17 protein-coding genes are annotated in these 19,838 nt (G+C 41.1%); 2 read left to right on the top strand and 15 right to left on the bottom strand.

The window, feature by feature from the left end; genetic code table 11:
* Positions 1-27: 27 nt before the first annotated feature.
* From QWZ17_RS26665 to QWZ17_RS26640, 6 genes are all read right to left on the bottom strand, one after another.
* Positions 28-726 carry a LytR/AlgR family response regulator transcription factor gene (locus tag QWZ17_RS26665; RefSeq protein WP_290308391.1) on the bottom strand — a complete coding sequence of 233 codons (699 nt, stop codon included), beginning with the start codon at positions 724-726 and terminating at the stop codon, positions 28-30.
* Complete coding sequence (locus QWZ17_RS26660) at positions 723-1,790, bottom strand: sensor histidine kinase (RefSeq protein ID WP_290308390.1); 1,068 nt, start codon at positions 1,788-1,790, stop codon at positions 723-725. Before QWZ17_RS26660 ends, QWZ17_RS26665 begins: the two co-directional genes overlap by 4 nt.
* A 102-nt stretch (positions 1,791-1,892) precedes the next feature.
* A complete protein-coding gene (locus QWZ17_RS26655; RefSeq protein WP_290308389.1) occupies positions 1,893-3,644 on the bottom strand; it encodes a sensor histidine kinase in 1,752 nt (583 codons plus the stop codon).
* A 74-nt stretch (positions 3,645-3,718) separates the two neighbouring features.
* Positions 3,719-4,774: a glycosyltransferase gene (locus QWZ17_RS26650; RefSeq protein ID WP_290308388.1), complete on the bottom strand. Its 1,056-nt coding sequence runs from the start codon at positions 4,772-4,774 to the stop codon at positions 3,719-3,721.
* Positions 4,767-6,443 carry an ATP-binding cassette domain-containing protein gene (locus QWZ17_RS26645; protein WP_290308387.1) on the bottom strand — a complete coding sequence of 559 codons (1,677 nt, stop codon included), beginning with the start codon at positions 6,441-6,443 and terminating at the stop codon, positions 4,767-4,769. The genes QWZ17_RS26650 and QWZ17_RS26645 overlap by 8 nt, the downstream gene beginning before the upstream one ends.
* 249 nt (positions 6,444-6,692) lie before the next feature.
* Positions 6,693-7,223 (bottom strand): OmpA family protein, encoded by a 531-nt coding sequence (locus tag QWZ17_RS26640; RefSeq protein ID WP_290308386.1) that lies wholly within the window; start codon positions 7,221-7,223, stop codon positions 6,693-6,695.
* Positions 7,224-7,543: 320 nt separating this feature from the next.
* Here QWZ17_RS26640 and QWZ17_RS26635 point away from each other — a divergent pair, with 320 nt between their 5' ends.
* The gene (locus tag QWZ17_RS26635; RefSeq protein ID WP_290308385.1) at positions 7,544-8,554 is read left to right on the top strand and encodes a fatty acid desaturase; all 1,011 of its coding nucleotides are present in this window, start codon (positions 7,544-7,546) and stop codon (positions 8,552-8,554) included.
* A gap of 65 nt (positions 8,555-8,619) precedes the next feature.
* Here QWZ17_RS26635 and QWZ17_RS26630 read toward each other — a convergent pair whose 3' ends face one another.
* The 3 genes from QWZ17_RS26630 to QWZ17_RS26620 form a co-directional block, all read right to left on the bottom strand.
* Positions 8,620-10,896, bottom strand: a complete 2,277-nt coding sequence (locus QWZ17_RS26630) for a GH92 family glycosyl hydrolase (protein ID WP_290308384.1) — start codon at positions 10,894-10,896, stop codon at positions 8,620-8,622.
* 242 nt (positions 10,897-11,138) lie between these two features.
* A complete protein-coding gene (locus QWZ17_RS26625; protein WP_290308383.1) occupies positions 11,139-11,933 on the bottom strand; it encodes a polysaccharide biosynthesis/export family protein in 795 nt (264 codons plus the stop codon).
* 1 nt (position 11,934) lies between these two features.
* Positions 11,935-13,092, bottom strand: a complete 1,158-nt coding sequence (locus QWZ17_RS26620) for a DUF1972 domain-containing protein (protein ID WP_290308382.1) — start codon at positions 13,090-13,092, stop codon at positions 11,935-11,937.
* 339 nt (positions 13,093-13,431) lie between these two features.
* Here QWZ17_RS26620 and QWZ17_RS26615 point away from each other — a divergent pair, with 339 nt between their 5' ends.
* A complete protein-coding gene (locus QWZ17_RS26615; RefSeq protein WP_290308380.1) occupies positions 13,432-14,007 on the top strand; it encodes an acyltransferase in 576 nt (191 codons plus the stop codon).
* Positions 14,008-14,039: 32 nt separating this feature from the next.
* Here QWZ17_RS26615 and QWZ17_RS29750 read toward each other — a convergent pair whose 3' ends face one another.
* The 6 genes from QWZ17_RS29750 to QWZ17_RS26585 all read right to left on the bottom strand — a co-directional run bounded on the left by QWZ17_RS29750 (position 14,040) and on the right by QWZ17_RS26585 (position 19,834).
* Entirely contained in the window at positions 14,040-14,312 is a 273-nt protein-coding gene (locus tag QWZ17_RS29750) for a DapH/DapD/GlmU-related protein (RefSeq protein ID WP_435404590.1), read from the bottom strand.
* Between the two features lie 288 nt (positions 14,313-14,600).
* Positions 14,601-15,350: an acyltransferase gene (locus QWZ17_RS26605; protein WP_290308378.1), complete on the bottom strand. Its 750-nt coding sequence runs from the start codon at positions 15,348-15,350 to the stop codon at positions 14,601-14,603.
* The gene (locus QWZ17_RS26600) at positions 15,334-16,473 is read right to left on the bottom strand and encodes a glycosyltransferase family 4 protein (RefSeq protein WP_290308377.1); all 1,140 of its coding nucleotides are present in this window, start codon (positions 16,471-16,473) and stop codon (positions 15,334-15,336) included. The genes QWZ17_RS26605 and QWZ17_RS26600 overlap by 17 nt, the downstream gene beginning before the upstream one ends.
* Positions 16,474-16,475: 2 nt before the next feature.
* Positions 16,476-17,780, bottom strand: a complete 1,305-nt coding sequence (locus tag QWZ17_RS26595) for a glycosyltransferase family 4 protein (protein ID WP_290308376.1) — start codon at positions 17,778-17,780, stop codon at positions 16,476-16,478.
* 5 nt (positions 17,781-17,785) lie between these two features.
* The gene (locus QWZ17_RS26590) at positions 17,786-18,553 is read right to left on the bottom strand and encodes a glycosyltransferase family 2 protein (RefSeq protein ID WP_290308375.1); all 768 of its coding nucleotides are present in this window, start codon (positions 18,551-18,553) and stop codon (positions 17,786-17,788) included.
* Between the two features lie 9 nt (positions 18,554-18,562).
* Positions 18,563-19,834 (bottom strand): O-antigen ligase family protein, encoded by a 1,272-nt coding sequence (locus QWZ17_RS26585; protein WP_290308374.1) that lies wholly within the window; start codon positions 19,832-19,834, stop codon positions 18,563-18,565.
* Between the last annotated feature and the right edge of the window lie 4 nt (positions 19,835-19,838).

The following is a 19,838-nucleotide window of genomic DNA, read 5'->3' as shown; positions in this document are numbered from 1 at the left end:
ATGATTGGTTTTGTTTAAAACGGCGTTTTAAAGTCCGTTCAGGGTTTTAAATTTTACCGATTGCCTTTCAGATACCTCCAGCAACTCTCCTGTTTTAAGGCTGATGCTTAGTTTACCGCCAGGCAATGGACTAATTTGTTTAATAAAATTGGTGTTGATGATCTGCGCCCTGTTTATCCTGAAAAACATAGCCGCGTCCAGCTTTTCTTCCAGTTGATTTAGGGAGCGTTTCAGGTAAGTTTTTTGGTTATTAAAATACAACCGGGCGTAGTTATCCATCGATTCGATGAGGTACAGTTCGCTCAGCTTTATAAATTGGCACTTATCGCCATCTTTTACAAAAAGCTGCTTATCGGCTGCGCCAATGTTTAACTTGTACCTCACCTTGGCAATCGTCTTGGCAAAGCGCTCTTCGCGAACGGGTTTTACCAGGTAATCAAGCGCATTTGCTTCAAAAGCTTTTACCGCGTATTGATCATACGCGGTAATGAAAATTACTTCGGGTACATGCGCAATCGTCTCCAATAAATCGAAGCCGGATTCGCGGGGCATCTGCACATCTAACAAAAGCAGGTCGGGCCTGTTCAGGCCTATCAATCGCCGGGCTTCATCGGCATTAGCCGCCTCGCCCACAATTTCAAAATCGGGGAAATTAGCTAAGGCGCGCTTCATCTCATCCCGCGCCAGGCGTTCGTCATCCACAATCAATACGCGCAACTTTTTCATAGTAAAGGTATTTTAATGGTTGATAAAACCTTTTCGCCTGGTAATTCAATCATGGTAAACTTTGCCTTACCTTGATATTGCAAATTCAATCGCTCTTTCAGGTTTTTTAGGCCTAAGCCATTAGTAGCATTGGCGTAGATCAGCCGACCTGGATTTTCAACCCTTATAACAAAATATTCATGGTCTGCCGCTACGGTAATACTTACACAGCCGCCATCTTTTTGCTGCGCGATGCCGTGCTTAATGGCATTTTCAACCAGGGTTTGGATGCTTAAAGCGGGGATCTTTAAATCGTTAAGATGTTCATCTAATGTTATGGATATCTGCAGGCGGTCTTCATAACGGATTTTTTCAAGTTCAAGATAATAGTTCACCAGGCTTATTTCGTCAGCCAACGGCACAAGGCCAGTGTTGTTGCCATATAATGAATTTCTTAACAGATCGGATAGTAAATCAATTGCTCTGCGCGCTTTTAAAGGGTTGATACTAACCAGTGCCTTGACACTGTTGAGCGAATTGAAAAAGAAATGAGGGTTCAACTGTGTTGACAACTGTTGCAACTGCGCTTCATGAGCTATGGCCTGCAAACGCGCGTTATCTTTAGCGGTACCAATTTCCATAACGGCGTAATGATACAAGTGAAAAGCCAACAGCCAGATGGCCATAAGCCTGATTCCCGTAGCCGAAATAATTGGATAATTCTCTATAAAAAACCAGGTGAGCGTTTCATCGAACGAGTAACCAAAATAAAGCCGTACAGCGTATAACTTCAGAATAACCAGCATCATGTAAAGCAAACCCATAATAATAACCGCGGGAATTAAACGGGCCGGCATATTTTGAATCCGAAGGTTTATCCAACCAAACCTGTAAGCAAAAGCGTGGTAGGCATGTGTAACACCAATGCCGATAGCGATATCCAGCAAAAAGTGAATCGCTGCCAGTAAAATATTAAAATGCTGTGGCCCCTGCACCCAGGCCAAAAACGCCCAATACGTTGCCGCTCCCGACCAACCAATCAGCTGACACTTCCAATAATACGATATGTTGTTTTTGGGTTTCAATTTGATCGATTTACCTGCTTAACAAAACAAACCAACAAAATCTAATCGGTATTAAAAAGAGAAAATACAGCAGCGCGGCAATTGGGGGATAAACGCCGGTTTTTATGCCAAAATAGGGCTTGCGGTTATGCCGATGGGTAACGTAAAATAAAAACGACTCCCTTTACCTGGGGCACTTTCCACACCTATATGGCCTTTGTTTTTTTCTACAAACTCCTGACAAAGCATCAGGCCAAGGCCGGTACCTTGCTCATTTACTGTGCCACGGGTGGTAAAATTACCCAAGGCAAATATGCGCGACAGGTTTTCCTCGCTAATCCCTACACCGGTATCTTTTACGCTAATCATCAGCTCATCTTTTATTACCTCGGCGTCGATATAAACTCGATCGCCGGTACGGCAAAATTTAATGGCGTTGTTAACCAGGTTACGCAATACAGCCTGGATCATATCAGCATCGGCATAAACAAATGTTTGTTCGGCAACCTGGTTATTGATAATAATTCCCTTATCATCGGCACTACGCTGAAACAACCCAAGTAAATGCTCGGCAGCCAGGAAAAGATCAAAGTTTACCGGGTTTACAGTAGCACCACTTAACTGGCTTTTTGCCCAAAATAGCAGGTTATCTACCAACCCGGATGTATAAGTGATGTTACGTGATAATTCGGGCAGCATCGATACAAATTCGGACTGATTTAAGTCGCCGCTTTCTATCAGTTGAATCATATCGCCCAGGTTAATCATCGGGGTACGTAAATCATGCGCTATAATGGAAAATAACCTGTCTTTTAGCTGATTGAGTTCTTCCAGTTTTTGCTCGTTATGTTTAAGCTGGGTGATATCTCTGAATAAAAATACGTTGCCGCTATACACTGTTCGTTTTTCAAACAAGGGCGTAACTGTTACGGCGTAAAAACGGGTTTGCTCCTGCTCCTTCCTGTTTATTTCCAGTTGGTGATCTTTGGGCCAGTTTTCTGCTTGTTTAAATAGGTCCATCCCGCTAAAAAGTTCATCTATATGGCTGCCTATGTAAGATGCCCGCTGCTCTTGCAGCGTTTTTTTCATCCTTGGGTTCAAATCAATGATGATGCCATTTAAGTCGGTCACCAGTATGCCTTCCTGTAAAGCTTCGATAATTTTTTCGCGGGCAATGGGCACAATATCAAACAAACGGAACCGCAATAACCCAATGCCTATAACCAACGATGTTGCGATGAAAGCAAAAGGTGTAAGATCGATATGACGAAACGGGCGAATGTGCAACAGGTAAATGAGATTTACTACCCAGGGAAACATAGCGCCAAATAGTATAATACGGTTTTGCCGCCTTAGGATGCCCTCGGCTTTTTTAAACTTAGCTACAATCATCCATATGCCCCAGGCCAGCATGGCATAAAAGAAAATAGTATGTACACGATACCACCAGCCAGGCGTAATATCAAGCAAAGGGAACGGCCCGCTATTGGCTACCTTAACAGCCTGGTACTGCAAACCCCAGGCACCGGTCCATTTAAAAATGAGTGTTAGCAGGGGTTCCAGAAAAATGAGCGCTATTCCCCATTTATTTAACCATGCCTCCCGGCCGGTAAAACGCATTACAAAAACTATCCATAAGCTTGGCAGCGTGGCTACGCCAATGTATTCTAAATGCGTAAACAGTACCATGGTTTGCAAATCATTGCTGCTTAGTTCAAAGGCATAGGTAATAGCCCAAACAGCGGTAGCCAGAATGATGCTGCCAAACCAGCGAACCGTACCGCCCAGTTTTTGAAAAACGGCTACACCTACACCAAAGCTTATAAGCCCTGTGATAAGCAGCGTTAAAGCAAAAATATTATCGGGTAAGTGCATAATGAAGGCAGCGGTTTTTCTGCCCTTTATACGGATTTATTCCTAAAGGGTTTAAATTTTGTTTAATTTATGGGCTAATTGACAAATAATGAAGCAATTTGCCGGGCAATATCCTGTATAGAGTTAATTAATACAGGCTGATGTTTAAGATTTTTATCATGAAGCAAAGCGGCTATCATAGTTGGTAAATCTTCGGCATTATCGGGGATATGATGTTGGGCCGGCCTTACGTCCATAGGTTTTACCAGGCTCACCACGTGCGCGCCGGCATACAGCGCTTCGCTCAATACCGAACCATAACCTTCATAACTGGAGGTATGTAAAAACACTTTAGCCTGTTGCATTAATGATAATACCTGCCCGTGTGGCAGCTCGCCTTTTAGTTGAATGTTATTTTCAAGGCCCAGCCGGTTTATTTGATTTTGCAGGTTTTGCATTTCGGGACCTTTGCCGCAAATAACGGCTTTGATATCCGGAAAATCGGCTGTTAAACTTTTAATAACATTGATGAAGAGACTGTATTGTTTGAGAGGGATCAGTGAGCCTACTCCCAATACATCAATATTCCGTAAGCCTGTATTTCCATCAAAAATAGCAGTATCAATGCCTACGGGAATTACGTACCTGGGTTTAATGTTGTAATTGAGGTAAAACTCTTTCGCCAAAAAATCTGATAGGGCAATAAGCGCCCCCGGCATTGGCTGCACCTGGTCTACATAGTGATTTCCTGCTTTGGCATCCTGACCAAGGAGCCAGCAATAATGCAGCAGGTTGTTTCTTTTGGCAAACTTATTAGCTACCAGCGCGCATTCGCCCATCCAAAAACTTAGCAGGCCGGCTATATCATACTGCCGCCGAATCTTTTTTAACGCATTAAGCGCGCGCTGCCAGGTAAGCAGGCGATACATTCTCCCCCGCCCCTTACCTGCCAGGGCTATTATCTCGGCACCGTACCAAAAGTAGCGGGACGCCTTGAACGGGTATTGAAAACTGATAACGATAATTTTCAGTTCGGGATTATCCTGTTGAAGTGTACGTACAAAAATCTGTTGCAAAGGCAGGCAGGCGGTATCATCGCCATCGGCGGGGAAACCCGGACTTAATATAACCAACGCTTTGGGCTTAATCATTAAGCGGTATTATTTTGTTGCAGTAAGCCAGGCTTGCTACATTGTGTGTAATAAAAATGATCATTTTACCCTGGGATAAGGCCAGCTCCTTTAATTGAATCAGGATGGTTTCCTCTGATTGCTGATCTAATTCGCCGAAGGCCTCATCCAGTATCAGCAGGTCAAAATCATGATAAAGCGCCCTTGCCATCATAACGCGTTGCCGCTGGCCGCCGCTGATATTTTTGCCGTTTTCGCGAATGATGGTACTTAACCCTTCGGGGTAATTAGTTAACAGTTGATCGAGGCCGGAAAAAGCTACAGCTTCGTCCAGTTTATCAGGATTATACCCGTCATCGCTCAGGGTGATATTTTTGAGGATAGTATCATGAATAAGGTAGGTTTGCTGTTTTATGTAGGCGATATTTTTCCATTGCTGTTTTCTCTTTTCGATATCAGCAATTCGATCATTAATGTAGATATAGCCTGCATCGGGATTTAAAAAGCCTAACAGTAAATTAATGAGCGTGGTTTTTCCTTTGCCAGATGCCGAAGAGAGGCCCACAAAATCGCCGGGGTTAACTTCAAACGTTACCCCATTGAGCAACTCCCTATCTTTATAACTAAACCGTACGTTATGAAACCTGATAGAACTAATTGGTTGAGAAATATTGATTAGCTCGTTTTTTTGCAGACAATCATCTTCCTTAATTTTGAGCAGATCATCCAAAGTAAATTCATAGGTTTTTATCTGCCCGCTGCTGTTCAATATTTTGATTATTCCGGGGATGATCTTATACGCCGCCGCCATAAAAACCCCAATGGTAAACAGGTCAACAACTGGTCCGTGTGCCGACCACCGGTTAATCAGCACCAAAATAAAAAAACCTAAAATAGCGAACACCTCAACCAAACGTGAGGGCAAGCTCAATAAGGTTTGCTGACCGGCTATATTATTATTCAATTGCTGCTGATAACCGCTGTACCTGCTGGCCAGGAAACTGGTTTTATCATAAATATTGCTTTCAACAAAACCCGCTAATGACTCCTGCAAATGTTGAATGCTTTTTTCGCTGGTTACTTTGGTTTGCTCACGGATCTGTTTTGATCTTTTCCGGATAAAGTAAGCCAGTACAATAACCGGGGGAACCAACAACACTAACAGCAGCAAAAACAATAAGGGTTGGTAAATCAAGATTGCCCCTATGGTAAAAGCGATTAAAATTCCCTGCGAAATTATTTGCTGTACATTATTGAGGATATAGTGACTGAACTCGATAGGTTGCTGGCTGATTTGCCTGATATGGATGGAAGAATCCACATTAACAAAATCACCATAATCACCTCTTAAATAATGAATTATATTCCTATTGGATAAGCGCGCTGCGACATCATAAAAAAAATGATGCTGAAAACGCGTAATCATGTAACCAAGTAAATTTTTGAGGCAAAACAATACCAGGAAAATACCAATAGGTAAAAGCGTAGTGTTATTAATCCAGGCTATTGGAAGTAAAGTATGATGGCTTACGGAGGCGTTATTGGTATAAATACCGATGATGAGGAGCAGCAATCCTAAAAAGGCGATATCAAGCACGCTAATCAACAGATCGGACAGGATGAGCCTGTACAACCTTCGTTTTTCGTTAATATTAAGCAGGGTTAAAATCCCTTTAATAATGTGCTTCAAAGCGCCTGTTAAAGTGTATTTATTACTTTAAACATTACGCCCTGAATGGTAAAATGGTTGCTTGATATCTATAATAGTTCATGGATCATGGTTGATGGTTCATAGATTATAGTTAGGTTAATTGTGTTCAAAAAAAATGGTTCGAAAACCGCCAGCCCGTTGCGGACCCCGGCTTTCGAACCATCTGCCTTATAAATAAATTCTCCGGCTATGATCTATGAACCATCAACCATGAACTATCATCTAAAATCAATTAAGTTTTATTTCCACCCTGCGGTTCAAAACACGTCCTTCTTCGGTCGCGTTATCAGCAATTGGCTTGCTTTCGCCGTAGCCTTTAATACTTAAATTGGCAGCGCTGATACCGCTGTTAACCAGGTATGTTTTCACCGAGTTGGCACGTTCAACAGATAATTCCATATTGCGCTGGTCGGTACCCTCGGCAGATGAGTTTCCGTTTAATACAAATTTTACGGTAGCATCTTTTTTCATTTCGATAACTGCCGCGTCTAAAGCCTGGTATGATCCGGTTTTTAATACAGCCGAATTAAATTCAAACTGAATATTGCTGAAATTATAGTTTGGTTTTACCGGCGCAGGCGGCGGCGTTTGAGCTGGGGCGGCTGCGGGAGGCGGAGTTGGTTTTGGAGTAGGCGCATACATTTTCTCTGTTTCAACAGGCGCTGGTTTTTCGGCTAATTTTTTGGCTTTACAAGCAGGTAAAGCTAATGCTGCAGATGCTACTAATAATACAAAAGAAGATGTTTTTAGAATTTTCATTGCTGAGTTTGTTTTTTGGGTAAACATAAAAAATATTGGCTATTTAGGCCTCAACCAAAACAACCTAATTATAAATAAAGGGATAAAATGACAATTTGTTTGAGTTTTGCGGCTCCGCTCCAACATCGCCAGTTAAAACGACAATTTACAAGCCTAAGTATTAGCTTACTTTATTGTTGCTTAGCACAAAACACTCCAAAAGCTTTATTAAAACACCATACAACACTGCAAATTAGGTGTTTATACGCGCAAAAACACGTACAACTACTGGGAATATTTTGTAATTATTTGTGTTATTTAGACTATCTAAACAACACACCATGAAAGCCGAGACACCTTTTGAACCCATCCAAACCCCCGACATTCATTTTTTGCGCCGGATAGACGTTTTAAAAAAACATCCCGAAGTAAGAGAATTAATGGGCTATGATCCCTGGGCAGCTGTGCTTACCTTTTTCATAGTAGCCGGGCAAATCACCTTTGCCTGGGGCGTAAGCGTTTGGTTCCCATCTTTTGGCGCTTATTGGTGGCAAATTATTTTGCTATCATACGTGGTTGGCGGTACCATGAACCATTGGTCGGCCATGGCGGTGCATGAAATGGCCCATAACCTGATGCTTAAAACACCGGCGCAAAATAAAGCGCTGGCCATTTTTGCCAATATCCCGGTGTTGGTGCCGGGTGCCATCGCTTTCCGTACGCATCATATGAAACACCACTCCCATTTGGGTATTGAACAGGTTGATAACGATTTCCCCAGCCATTGGGAAGTTAGAATGGTAGGTAAATCGGGCATTCGCAAGTTTATATGGTTATTTTTTTACATCTTTTTCCTGTTCCTGGTACGTGGTTTTGATACAAGGCCAACCAAATGGGAATGGGCCAATATCATCACCCTGATCATTACAGATGCATTAATCTTTATTTTCCTGGGGAAAATAGCCATCATTTACCTGCTGCTTTCAACTTTATGGGGCTTTAGTTTGCACCCTGCCGCAGGGCATTTTATCCACGAACATTTTATTTTTGAAGAGGGCCAGGAAACTAACTCCTATTACGGATGGCTTAACTGGGTTTGCTTTAATGTGGGTTATCATAACGAACATCATGATATCATGAATATCCCCGGTCGTTTTTTACCTAAATATTACCGCATTACCAAGGAGTTTTACCAACACCTTGATTCTACCCACTCGTGGACGCGTATGTTTTATGATTTTATAACCAAACCTAATCTTGGGGCAGATAAACGTTATGTACGTACCGAGCAGATAAGAAAACAGGGGATCAAAATGGCCGAGGCTATGAAAAAGGAGAAAGAATTAGTTTAAGCTAAATCTTAGTATTGCAGGTGTTGGATTTTGTATTATCCAACACCTGCAATGGTGTTTATCAGCTAATCCTTCTGCGGTACACTGGTCATTTTAAACTCTAAAGTGCCGCCGTGACTGATTTGCTCATGGGAGATGATATGATTTTTGATTAGCTGACCATCAAACCTTACTTCTTTAACGTATTTATTTTGCGCCGATAAGTCTGTGGCTTTAATAACCAGTTTATTACCGTTTTGCAAATTCAAAGCAATATAAGGAAACTGTGGCGCGCCAATACTATACAGCCCGGATGCGGGAGTTAGAGGATAAAAGCCCATGGTACTGAATATATACCAGGCCGAAGTTTGCCCGCAATCGTCATTACCATTTATACCAATAGGCGCGTTCCTGAAATTTTGCCAGCCAGTGTGCTGGCGAGCCAGTTCCTGCGTTTTCCAGGGCATGCCGCAATAATTAAACAGGTAAATATAATGATGACCGGGCTCATTATCAGCGCGGTAATGCCCGTCATTAAAGTTATGCAGCAGCTTATCAGCAAACGCTTTTTCGCCGCCCATCAGGCTTATCATACCGGGAATATCCTGCATGGCGCCAAAGGTATACGTCCACTTGGTGCCCTCGGTAAAACCACTATCCGGCTTAGCCGACCATTGACCGTTAGCATTTTTAGGGGCCATAAAGCCCGTTGCAGGATTATAGACATTCTTATAATTAGTGCTCCAGTTCATCAGCTCTTTATAATCCTCTGTTTTGCCCAGGCTTTTGGCTACCTGCGCCACACAATAATCATCAATACCATACTCAATAGTACGTGAAACGGATTCCCTCACCTTATCTACCGGAACAAAACCCAGTTTATGGTAATAGGTAAGTCCTCCCCTGGCCTCATAGCTTGTCCATAGGTCCCTATCTCCCCATTTCTTTTGCATATCGCCATCCGGGGCCTCAAAAGCGTCTTTGTGCATCGCATCATAAGCCAGTTTGGTGCTATAACCCCGGAAACCTTTAACATAAGCATCTGCTACCACGGCATCAGCATGGGTACTTATCATGATATTGGTATAGGTTGGATTTGGCCACATCGGCATCCATCCACCTTCCTGGTACATTTGCAGCAATGATTTCACCATACCATTAATTCGCTCTGGCTGGGTTAGTATCAGCAACGGGTGTAACGCTCTGAAAGTATCCCATAAAGAATAATCGTTGTACGATTCGCCATTGTGAACCTTATCGTCAAAGGCGCTGTAATATCTCCCATATTCAGAAAATTGCCGCGGAAACAGCAGGGTATGAAATAACGCGGTATAAAAAATTGTTTTTTGCTCGTTAGTAATGCCGTTAACCTGTGCCACTTTAAGCTGTTGCTGCCAGTTATCTCGGGTATCTTTAACAATTTTTTCAAAATCCCATCCCGGTATTTCTTTTTTCAGATTGTTGCGTGCCTGATCAATACTAATAAAAGAGGTAGCGACCACGGCCTTAATTTGGGTATTTGCAAGCGTTTTAAATGAGATGAACGCGCCCATCCTGGTACCAAACTGCTCCTTGCTGCCTTTTTTTATGGTTTTATTATCCCAGGTACCGTACTTGCGAATCTGCTTATCAAACTTAATGATAAAATACCCCTTAAAATTTTTAAGCTCAGGACCAAGCTGTGCTGATTGCCTATCGGGGTTATAGCCGGTAATTTCATTATTGACTGTATCAATATGAACATACCCTTTTAGCTTTTTTAACCTCGATTTGTAATCGTTAGCCCAATCGGTAAGTTCGGGGTTCAGGTTAATACCCTGAATAATAAGGTGGGCCTTTTCGGCGGCCGGAAAAGTAAACCGGAACATACCACAGGTATTCGCCCCGGCAATTTCGGCCTTGATACTTGTTTTTGCGTCGGCTTTTAATTTTACCGAGTAATAGTATGGTTTAGCAATTTCATCTTTGTGATCATAGCTTAACCGCCGTTCATTGGGTAAAACGCGCAAATTGCCTGTTTGCGGCATAATGGATACATAACCATAGTCGCCCATCCAAACCGTTGGCTGGTGAGTTGCCAACAATCCAATAACCGCTTTGTCTTCATATTGATAACACATGCGCCCCATTTTGCTTTCGCCTGTTTGGGCAACAAAGTTTGTCATGGCAAAGGGCGCGTTAACGCAAGGCATGGTACCGCCACCGTCAAGCCCTTTGGCAAAGCCGGTTATGGCTGTTCCTATTAACGGGTTAACAAAATCGACCTCATCTTTGTGTACTTTTGATGGGCCTTGCTGCGCGTTTACTGCTCCGCAAAACAATAACGGCATTATTAAAAAATGAATATTAAGTTTCAATTTCATGCAGATGGTAGATGTTATTTTAACAAAATGTTTAGGCGTGTCTGGTTAAAGCAAATCTCTAATTTTATTTCATAATCATCACAAACATTCTTTTTTAAAATAAGATTTTGAGATTTTGCGCAAAACAAAAAAACCGGAACCAGCATGCCAAAGCACACCGGTCCGGTTTCACCCTTCCCTAATTAATGTCAATCTCTGTAGATATAGAACGCTAAAATTTAGCTATTTATAGAGGTACAAGTCTATTTCAACGTAAACAGCAATAGCACCGTATTTAACAGCAACAAGGTTGGTTGTACAATGGTTGATACATTTTGAATTTTATCATTACGTACAGCCCTTTTGTTTTGGCCTACATACACAATATCATCATTTTGCATAATAACCGCAGGGTTGGTAAGTGATTCCAGCTCGCTCAAGTTAATTTCGGTAACCTGGGGGTTTTCTGTACCGCCGCGAATAATTTTCACGCGCTTTTCATTTCCTTTATCGGTAATGCCCCCTGCCTGGCCTAATACATCTACCAGCGTGGTTTTATCTTTTACCAAGGCGTAATTACCGGGTGTCCTCACCTCTCCAAAAACAGAAACTTTTAAATTGATGATTTTCACTTCAATAATGGGGTCTTTGATCAACTTTTTGCGATAAATATCGGCGATAGCTTTGGCAGCCTCCTGTCGTGTTAAACCTGCTACAGATACACTACCAATTACGGGCAACGCAACCGTTCCATCCTGTTCAACGGGGTAAGTTTGCGCCGTTGCATTACTTCCTGCTGTTGTAGGGCTTGATGACGATGATGTATTTACATCGTCCATGATAAATTTAATGTTTTGCAGATTGCGCACCTGCAAAACATCTTCGGGCTTTATTTTGTAAACACCTGCTATAGTAAAAGGCCTGGCAGCTCCGTCGGCCGTATTGGTCTTCGCCTCAAACATGGTTTGATAGGGCTTACTTGAACAGCCGCTAAAGCCAATTAATCCACAAAACAAACAAACAAGTAGTGTATAATTATAATGGGGGATAGTTTTCATATTAATGATCTAATGAAAAAGTGATTTGTGGAGTTAATACCTTTTGAGGAGTTGCTTTTACTCTTTCGTAAACTATTGATTCAAAATGATTTGAATACGAGTTTATTATATTATCGTAGGTGTAAATGGTATTTATTTTATCCATGTTATTTGTTAATAATTGTTTGTAACATGTGGCGCTTTTTACAGTTACCGCCAATTGCAGCGCAACATCCGCGGCTGTATTAAAGTAAAAGGCATCGGTGCCCAGTATAGCCCTGTTAAATCTGTTGTCATTTGCGCATATTAAACTGTTTGAAGCCATTGCTTCCAGCAAAGACGGGTTGGTACCGCCCACCATATGACCATGGAAATATAAATTTGAATGACATCTTAAATTGTTTAATTTACCCATATCATAAATTGCTCCTGCAAAAATTATGTTTTTGTGAAACTGAAATTTTGCGCGTATATATTCGCCATAATCATTATCGGTGCTACCTACAACTAAAAACTTTCTGTCTAAACCAGCTTTTATAACGCCATCCAAAATAACCTCAATGCTGTTATCGGGTTCCATTCTTGCAATAAGCATATCGTATTGCTCATTTTCGAGGTTATAGTCTCCCAAAACAGATACATCCGGATTGTTAAAAGCCACCGCGCCATAGGGGATGTAACAAGAATCCTCATTGTATTTTCCCTTAAGATATCGTTGTATTTCAACCGAGTCTGAAACCAAATGATCGCTGTATCTCACAGCAAGTTTTTCGGCATATCGTAAAAAGGCCTGAACAGGCTTACTATATTTGGCTCTCTTCCATTCAAGACCATCCATATTTGTGGTAACAATAGCAGTGCCGGGCAACAACCACCCCCATACCGAACTACTGGTATACCCCAATTGCAGAATTACATCTACTTTGCGCTTGCGTACATCACGAATACAATTAAGATCATATAAAAACTGACCTGCAGTTCCCATTTTAAATTCGGGATCATAACAATGACAAATCTCTACCCCGTTCCAATATTTTTGTTGGTAGGGATGGTTGTGTGAATTGTATACTACAACCTCATATCCTTTTTTAACTAAACCTACTGCTAAATACTCGGCACATTGCTCAAAGCCGCCATAATGGTTTGGAATTCCCCTGGTTCCGATGATAGCTATTTTCATATTATTATGTTTTAATACTTTAAATACTTACAAATTAATATTTAACAACATTTCCAAACACGTATTCGGATTGGCGATATCGCATATTTAAAAGTATGCATAAACAAAGTATATTGGGCATAATTAGCCTTATTTGAACATATCGTATAGGAAAAAACAGAATGAACAGAATAAATAAAAACAGGTATATTAGTTTGATTAAAATGCATTATAATTATACTTTATAACAGATAATAATACCCCCGAAAAATGAGTAAAGCAATAAAGTTTATTAAGAGGGTTAATTTGCGAAGTATCATTTTCAACTTCAGGTACCTCTCTTTTAAAACGGCTCTTAAAATGCCGATATTGATATCGCGAAACTTTTTCTTGTATAAAATGAAGGGCGCGATTACCATTGACGCGCCTGTAAAAACAGGCATGATTCAAATTGGTTACGCACGCATAGGGGTTTCAGACTTTGAACGTACCAGGGGTATTTTGGAAGTTTATGGCGATATAGTATTTAAAGGGCGCGCATTTATTATGCACGGCAGTAAAATTATTGTCAGTAAAAATGCAGAACTAATTTTCGGTGACGATTTTTCCGCGAGTGCCGAGGTTACAATTATAGCAGAAAAACGGATTGTAATTGGCAACGGCACAGGCATATCCTGGCAAACTCAGATAATGGATACCGATTTTCACTACATAGCAGATGAAAATGGTGTCGTAATTAATGAACCAACGGAAATTATCATCGGCAATAAAGTTTGGATTGGCTGCCGTTGCAATATTTTAAAGGGTTCTTTAATACCAGATGGTTGCGTGGTGGGGTCTGGATCTTTAATAACTAAAAAACTATCTGGCGAAAACAACATTTTTGGGGGGAACCCTACCCGGATATTGAAAAGCAATATTACCTGGTGGTTTTAATTCGGTAAATAGATTATCCAAGGAGAGATCATCTATATTATAGGCAATACCGCGCCGCTCAAATCATAATTAAGGTTTTTGTTTCTGTTGGCTATTTGCTTAGCAGGCACTCCTCCAACAACCGTGTACGGCAATACGTTTCTGGTTACTACAGCCCCGGCTGCAACAACCGCGCCTTTACCAACTGTAACCCCGGGTAAAATAACCGAGCGGGAGCACAACCAAACATAATCTTCAATTATAACTGCCTGCCCGGTTTGCGCAAAATCACCCGCATTGTAATCATGATGCAGGGACCAAATCATTACTTCATTACTAATATTTACATTACTGCCAATAATTAATCCCATCCTTGCATCCAGCAAAGCATTATGGCCAATGATGGTACCATGCCCTATTTTCAATTTCCAGGGGCTTCTTACTTCAAAGCCGCGGTAAAGCCCTGTTTTATAACTAATTTTTGCTTTTAAACTCCGTAATAAAAATATTCTTAAGGAGTGAAACGGTAACCAACTAATAATTCCGCAAGCTATAAACAGGCACGATCCTTTAAATTTATCAATACTTTTATGACTCATAGCTAATTGCTTTATTTAAACAACTTTAAGGTTTATTTTATAGGCCTGGTCTTCTGGCAATGGAAAATCGTTGCGCGTTTTCATCACCTTGCCCGGTATACCTGCCACAATTGAGTTTGGCGCTACTGTTTTTGTAACAATGCTGCCGGCTGCAATCACACTGCCTTCGCCAATGGTTACACCTGCCAATACGGTTGCGCCAGCTCCTATCCAACAATTGTTTTTAATACATACGCCATTGCGAACAACACCCTGATCTTTAATATTTACACTCAAATCCGAAAACTTATGATTTTCAGAAAACACTTTAACTCCCGGGCCTATTATAACGTTATCGCCAATTTCTATCCCCCCTTGTCCGCCTAAATATGTCCCCGCGTTGATCCCTGTATTATTACCAATAACAATTCCATCACCTTTCTGCGATATCACTCCAGTACAAATCAAAGTACAATTACGGGCGATGGATACATTGTCTTTTACCGTAATGCCATTTACCGATAGCGCGTTTATATAGGTATTGTCTTCAATAATTAGGTTACACCCAGCGGTAAATTGATAGGCATGATCAATAACCACGTGGGTGCCAATAAACAAAAGCCCGTGTGTTTTTTTTAAAAAAAGCCGCCTTATTGCGCCTCTCAAAACCTGTTTTATTCTGTTAAACAGAATTGCAAACAATTCTCTGAAATTATAATTGCTTTCAAACTTATAATCGGGCTTATTTTTAAGCTTGCGTATTACGCTTTCAATTACTATGTGCATCGCTAATTAATTTAAGTATTCCGTTTGCTGATTTGAGCCAGGTAAATTCACTTGCGCGTTTAACTCCTGCTATTACTTTCTGCTTATATAAGTCAATGTCATTCAATAAATCGTTAACCTTGTGTGCTATATCGCCGGTATCGTCGGGATTTATGTAAGTAGCTGCGCTGCCGCATATTTCGGGCATAGCGGTTCTGTTTGATACGATGACCGGAACCCCGCACTGCATAGCTTCCAACGGCGGCAAACCAAAGCCTTCTGCATACGAGGGGAAGCAAAACACGGTGGCGTTGGCGTAAATAACATACAGATCTTCTTCTGGCACGTGTCCTGTAAAAATTACCCTGTTGTTTAAACTTTCTGTATTTATTTGTTCTTTTAAAGCATCGGCTGTGCTACCTTGTTCGCCTACTATTACCAATTTTATACTTTTATCATCAAGTAACTTTATCGCGCTTACCAGGCTGGATATATTTTTCCGGATGTTAACCCTCCCTACATAAAGCAGGTATTTGGGAGGCAAATGGTATTTGAAAGCTACCGATTTAATCCTCGATACCGAATAATTGGCTAATACCTTAAAATTGGTATTAACACCATGGTATATAACCGAAACCTTGTTTCCCTGCGCCACATTATTTTGTATTAACCGATCTCTTTCGGTATTGGAAATAGTGATAATCAGGTCTGATTTCGCTGCAAGGCCTTTCATTTGCCTGAAATAGAAAAGCTCGGTTTTTGAATAATATTGCGGATGATCGAGGAATAAAACATCATGTATATAAACTACTTTGAACAACTTCTTTGGCCATATGCTATTAAAATTCTGAAATAACATAGCGTCCAGTTTATACCTTTGGGCGTACATAGGTATAAGCAACACATTATTCAGTAAATTGGGTATTGCAGGTAAAAAAATAAGCTTAAGCGCACCCGGGAACTGCTCAATGGCCTGCTGTTTAAAATCTTTTGTTATAAATAAATAAAGTTCTATATCCGGATGGCTACCGGCCACCATTTCGTCAACCAGGTTTTTTACCACCATGTTACCACTCGGCGGGCCTTTAAAATACCATTTGGCATCTATTCCCAATTTCATCTTATTATTACTCTGGTTTTTCATAATCAAGAAGTTAATGACGAATAGATTAACGGCAAACCTGTAGTCCGTGCCGTATGAATGCCAATGGCTTTATTGTACATGCTATTAAGCGTAGTGAGCCGGGCATTCCAGTTATGTTTACTTGCCTCTTGCACGGTTGTTTGAGCTAACCCATTTAAAACAGAGGGGTTATTTAAAACGGCGACTAATGCTGCCCTCATTTTATCAACCATCACCGTATAGCCGTCATTCTTTATTTTAATGCCACTTTTATCAGAAATTACATCGCCCATCCCGCAATGGTCAATTGTTAATGTTGGTACGCCGTAAGTAAGCGCTTCAAATATTACAGCGGGATTATCTTCGGCTATACTGGTAATAATGTGTAAATGTGATGCCGATATGATGCCAATAGCCTCGGCGCGAGGAATGTGTCCATGCCATGTTATTTTATCTTGCAAATTCAGATTAGCTGCTTTTTGCTTCAGTTTTTGCTCATTTGGCCCACTGCCCAATATGTGAAGTTTCCAGTTTGCTTGTTGCAGGCCTGATAGCACATCCAGGCACATATCCAAATTTTTACGCTCGATGAGATTGCCACACCAAACAAGCTGTACACATTGCTTAATGTATTTGAATTTTAATTCGTCGAGAAAAGGGACAGTTATTACCCCTTGTTCTGACAGGTAATAACTTTCGACGCCAAATTTTTCCGAAATGGTTTGCTGCCCGGAAGATGTAGCCGCAATACATACGTCGGCCTGTTCAAAAGCCCGTGCTATCCTACCTGAATAGTTCAGCTGCAAATGATTGATATAATTTTTTAGCATGAATTTAAACCGGGTTAGCCATGGCTTATTTATCAGCAGGCGTTTGTCAATTTTATTCATCCCACCAATAGGTCCCCACACTAAGGGCTTTTGAAGCTGAGCTAAAAATCCCGGCTCCCTAAAGCCTATCGGACCTAACTGGTGCACTACATCTATATCAACAGTTTTGCAAATCTCCCGGGCTGCTTTCAAGGCATTTTTTTGCCATAAATAGTATGCGAAGTAAAAGAACCAACCCAGGCCTGCCTTATCAAGCAGCGTAATGCCTTTAGCCAGCCAACCAGGTTTTACCTCCACAAAGTGAACAGATTTTAAAGGCGTAGCGTCAACAAACGCCCGCATGGTTTGGGTATCGCCCATGTAACTATCGCTCATGCCGTATAGCACCCATAACTCATGTTGAGTTGCCAGGTTTATCACCGTGTTCCAGGCCGCGCCATATTCCGATCCCTTAACCGGGGATATCGCGTAGGCAGATATCAGGATTCGCTTTTTCATGTTATTTAAGAATTGGCAAGGTTTCTTAAAGGATCTTTATAAAAATACCGCCAGCGTAGCCTGTTTAAATAATTAAACAGGTATGAGCAGTAGTAACTTACCCCGTTTAAGTGTCTGCGCATAACGTTAAGCTCCTCGCGGTGCATTTTCACGGTATCATTGCTCACCCCATCAAGCCGCATGTAGGCCACCACTTTATCAATATGCCTTATTTTAAAACCTTTACGCTTAATGCGCAAAAACATATCAAAATCCATCGCTATTTTTAAGCCGGTATCGTAACTGCCTACTTCGCGATAAACCTCTTTTTTTATAAAACACGTAGGGTGCATAATATACATGCCGAAGTTGAGCCAGCCTACTTTACTTTTTTTCTGACGTTCAAAATCATTGGAGCCAACCAGCATAATATTGCCACAGCATACATCATCATGTTTAGATATGCCGTGCATCATCACCTCTACGGCGTTGGGGGTGTACCAGTCATCAGCATTGATCATCCCTATCCAACGGCCCGTGGCCATGGCTATCCCTTTATTAAAGCCATCTGCAATACCATTATCTGGCTCGCTGATGTATTGGGCTATCTTTCCCTTATACTTCTCAATAATTTTTTGTGTGCCATCGGTTGATCCGCCGTCGATAATAATATATTCCAGGTTTTCATAAGTTTGCCCCAGTACACTCAATATAGTAAGTTCGATAGTTGCGGCGGCATTATAGGCAATAGTAATAATGGTAACTTTTGGCGATAAGTACAGTTGCTTTTCCATATTGCTTATTTAAATAAATGATGGGCTTTCAAATTCTATTTGCAAGGCCTCTTCACGTTCTTTTTGTTTAAATACCAATGAATTAAAATTCAGATAGCTATATCCCAGTGTAATCATCAAAATGCTCATTTCCACATTGAAAAAGGCGGTTACTATGTAGTTGGTAAGTAACAGGCTAATAATGCATCCAACGGCCAAAGCGGAGAAAAGCCTGATTATAGGGGGACTGCTACTATCGGCATATTTGCGCCAATTGATGATAATAAGACTTAAAAAAACAGCAGCATAAACAATTATGCCAATAATGCCGGTTTTTACAAGTATGTAAAGCCAGCCATTGTGCAGCACCGGTATAAACTGAAAATCGGTATCCTCGCCAAGCCGCACAAAAGTTTTAAGATCAATTAATTTACCTAAGCCACCGAAAATCCAGTTTTTGGTATCCCCTTCAGTGTAGCCCTTTAACGCCATAAACGACTCGTAGCCACGATACTGCATATTAATATCCTGTTCGCTGGTGTACTGTCCTATACTCACTTCCGAGAATGAGCCCAATATTTTGCCCATAAAGGTGCCATCGGAGTTAACTTTTAAGGCATCAAACGGAATAAGTGTAAACGCAATAACCAATAAAAGTATTACCGGCGGAATCCAAAGCCGTTTTACCCGATCTGCTATAAGCAACAGCAAAAAGCAAAGTGTAATAATAAGGTACGTGCGCGAAGCAAACATGTAAATGCCCATTACATTGATGGCGGTAAACACGTTAAACCAAAGCGGCCTAAATAACCGGATATTAAACTTACGGGTAAGCAGCAAACAAGCCAATGCCACCGGCGGGCCGGGAGTACCAACAATACCCATGGCATAATGGGCCGAGTATGGATCTGTTAGTGCCCCAAACCCTATATAAGAGATAGAAATACAGGTTACTACGATAGAGGTAATAACACCCGCGTAAATCAATGTTTTTAAAAACTGATCAATAGTAAGGCGGCAGGCCATAACTATGCCGGCTGTTATAAACAACAATGGAATGGTGAAGTAATAGAAGTCTTTGAAAATGAGATAAGTATCATTTTCAAACCCAACCAGCAAACCCAATACTACAGGTAACATTAAAAAGAGAAATAAACGGGCCATTTTTATAGCAGTAGCTTGCTGATCCATTGGCAACAGAATAATTACCAAAGCAATTCCTAACGCTATAGCCTGGATGTGAAAAAATGAAGCCAGGATAAGTATTAACAATAAAAACGATGTTAACTTTTGCTGATTCATGCTA

The sequence above is a fragment of the Mucilaginibacter flavus genome (genome assembly GCF_030409315.1).
In the GTDB taxonomy this organism is placed as follows: Bacteria; Bacteroidota; Bacteroidia; order Sphingobacteriales; family Sphingobacteriaceae; genus Mucilaginibacter; species Mucilaginibacter flavus.
This window is presented reverse-complemented; position numbering and strand designations above follow the sequence as displayed.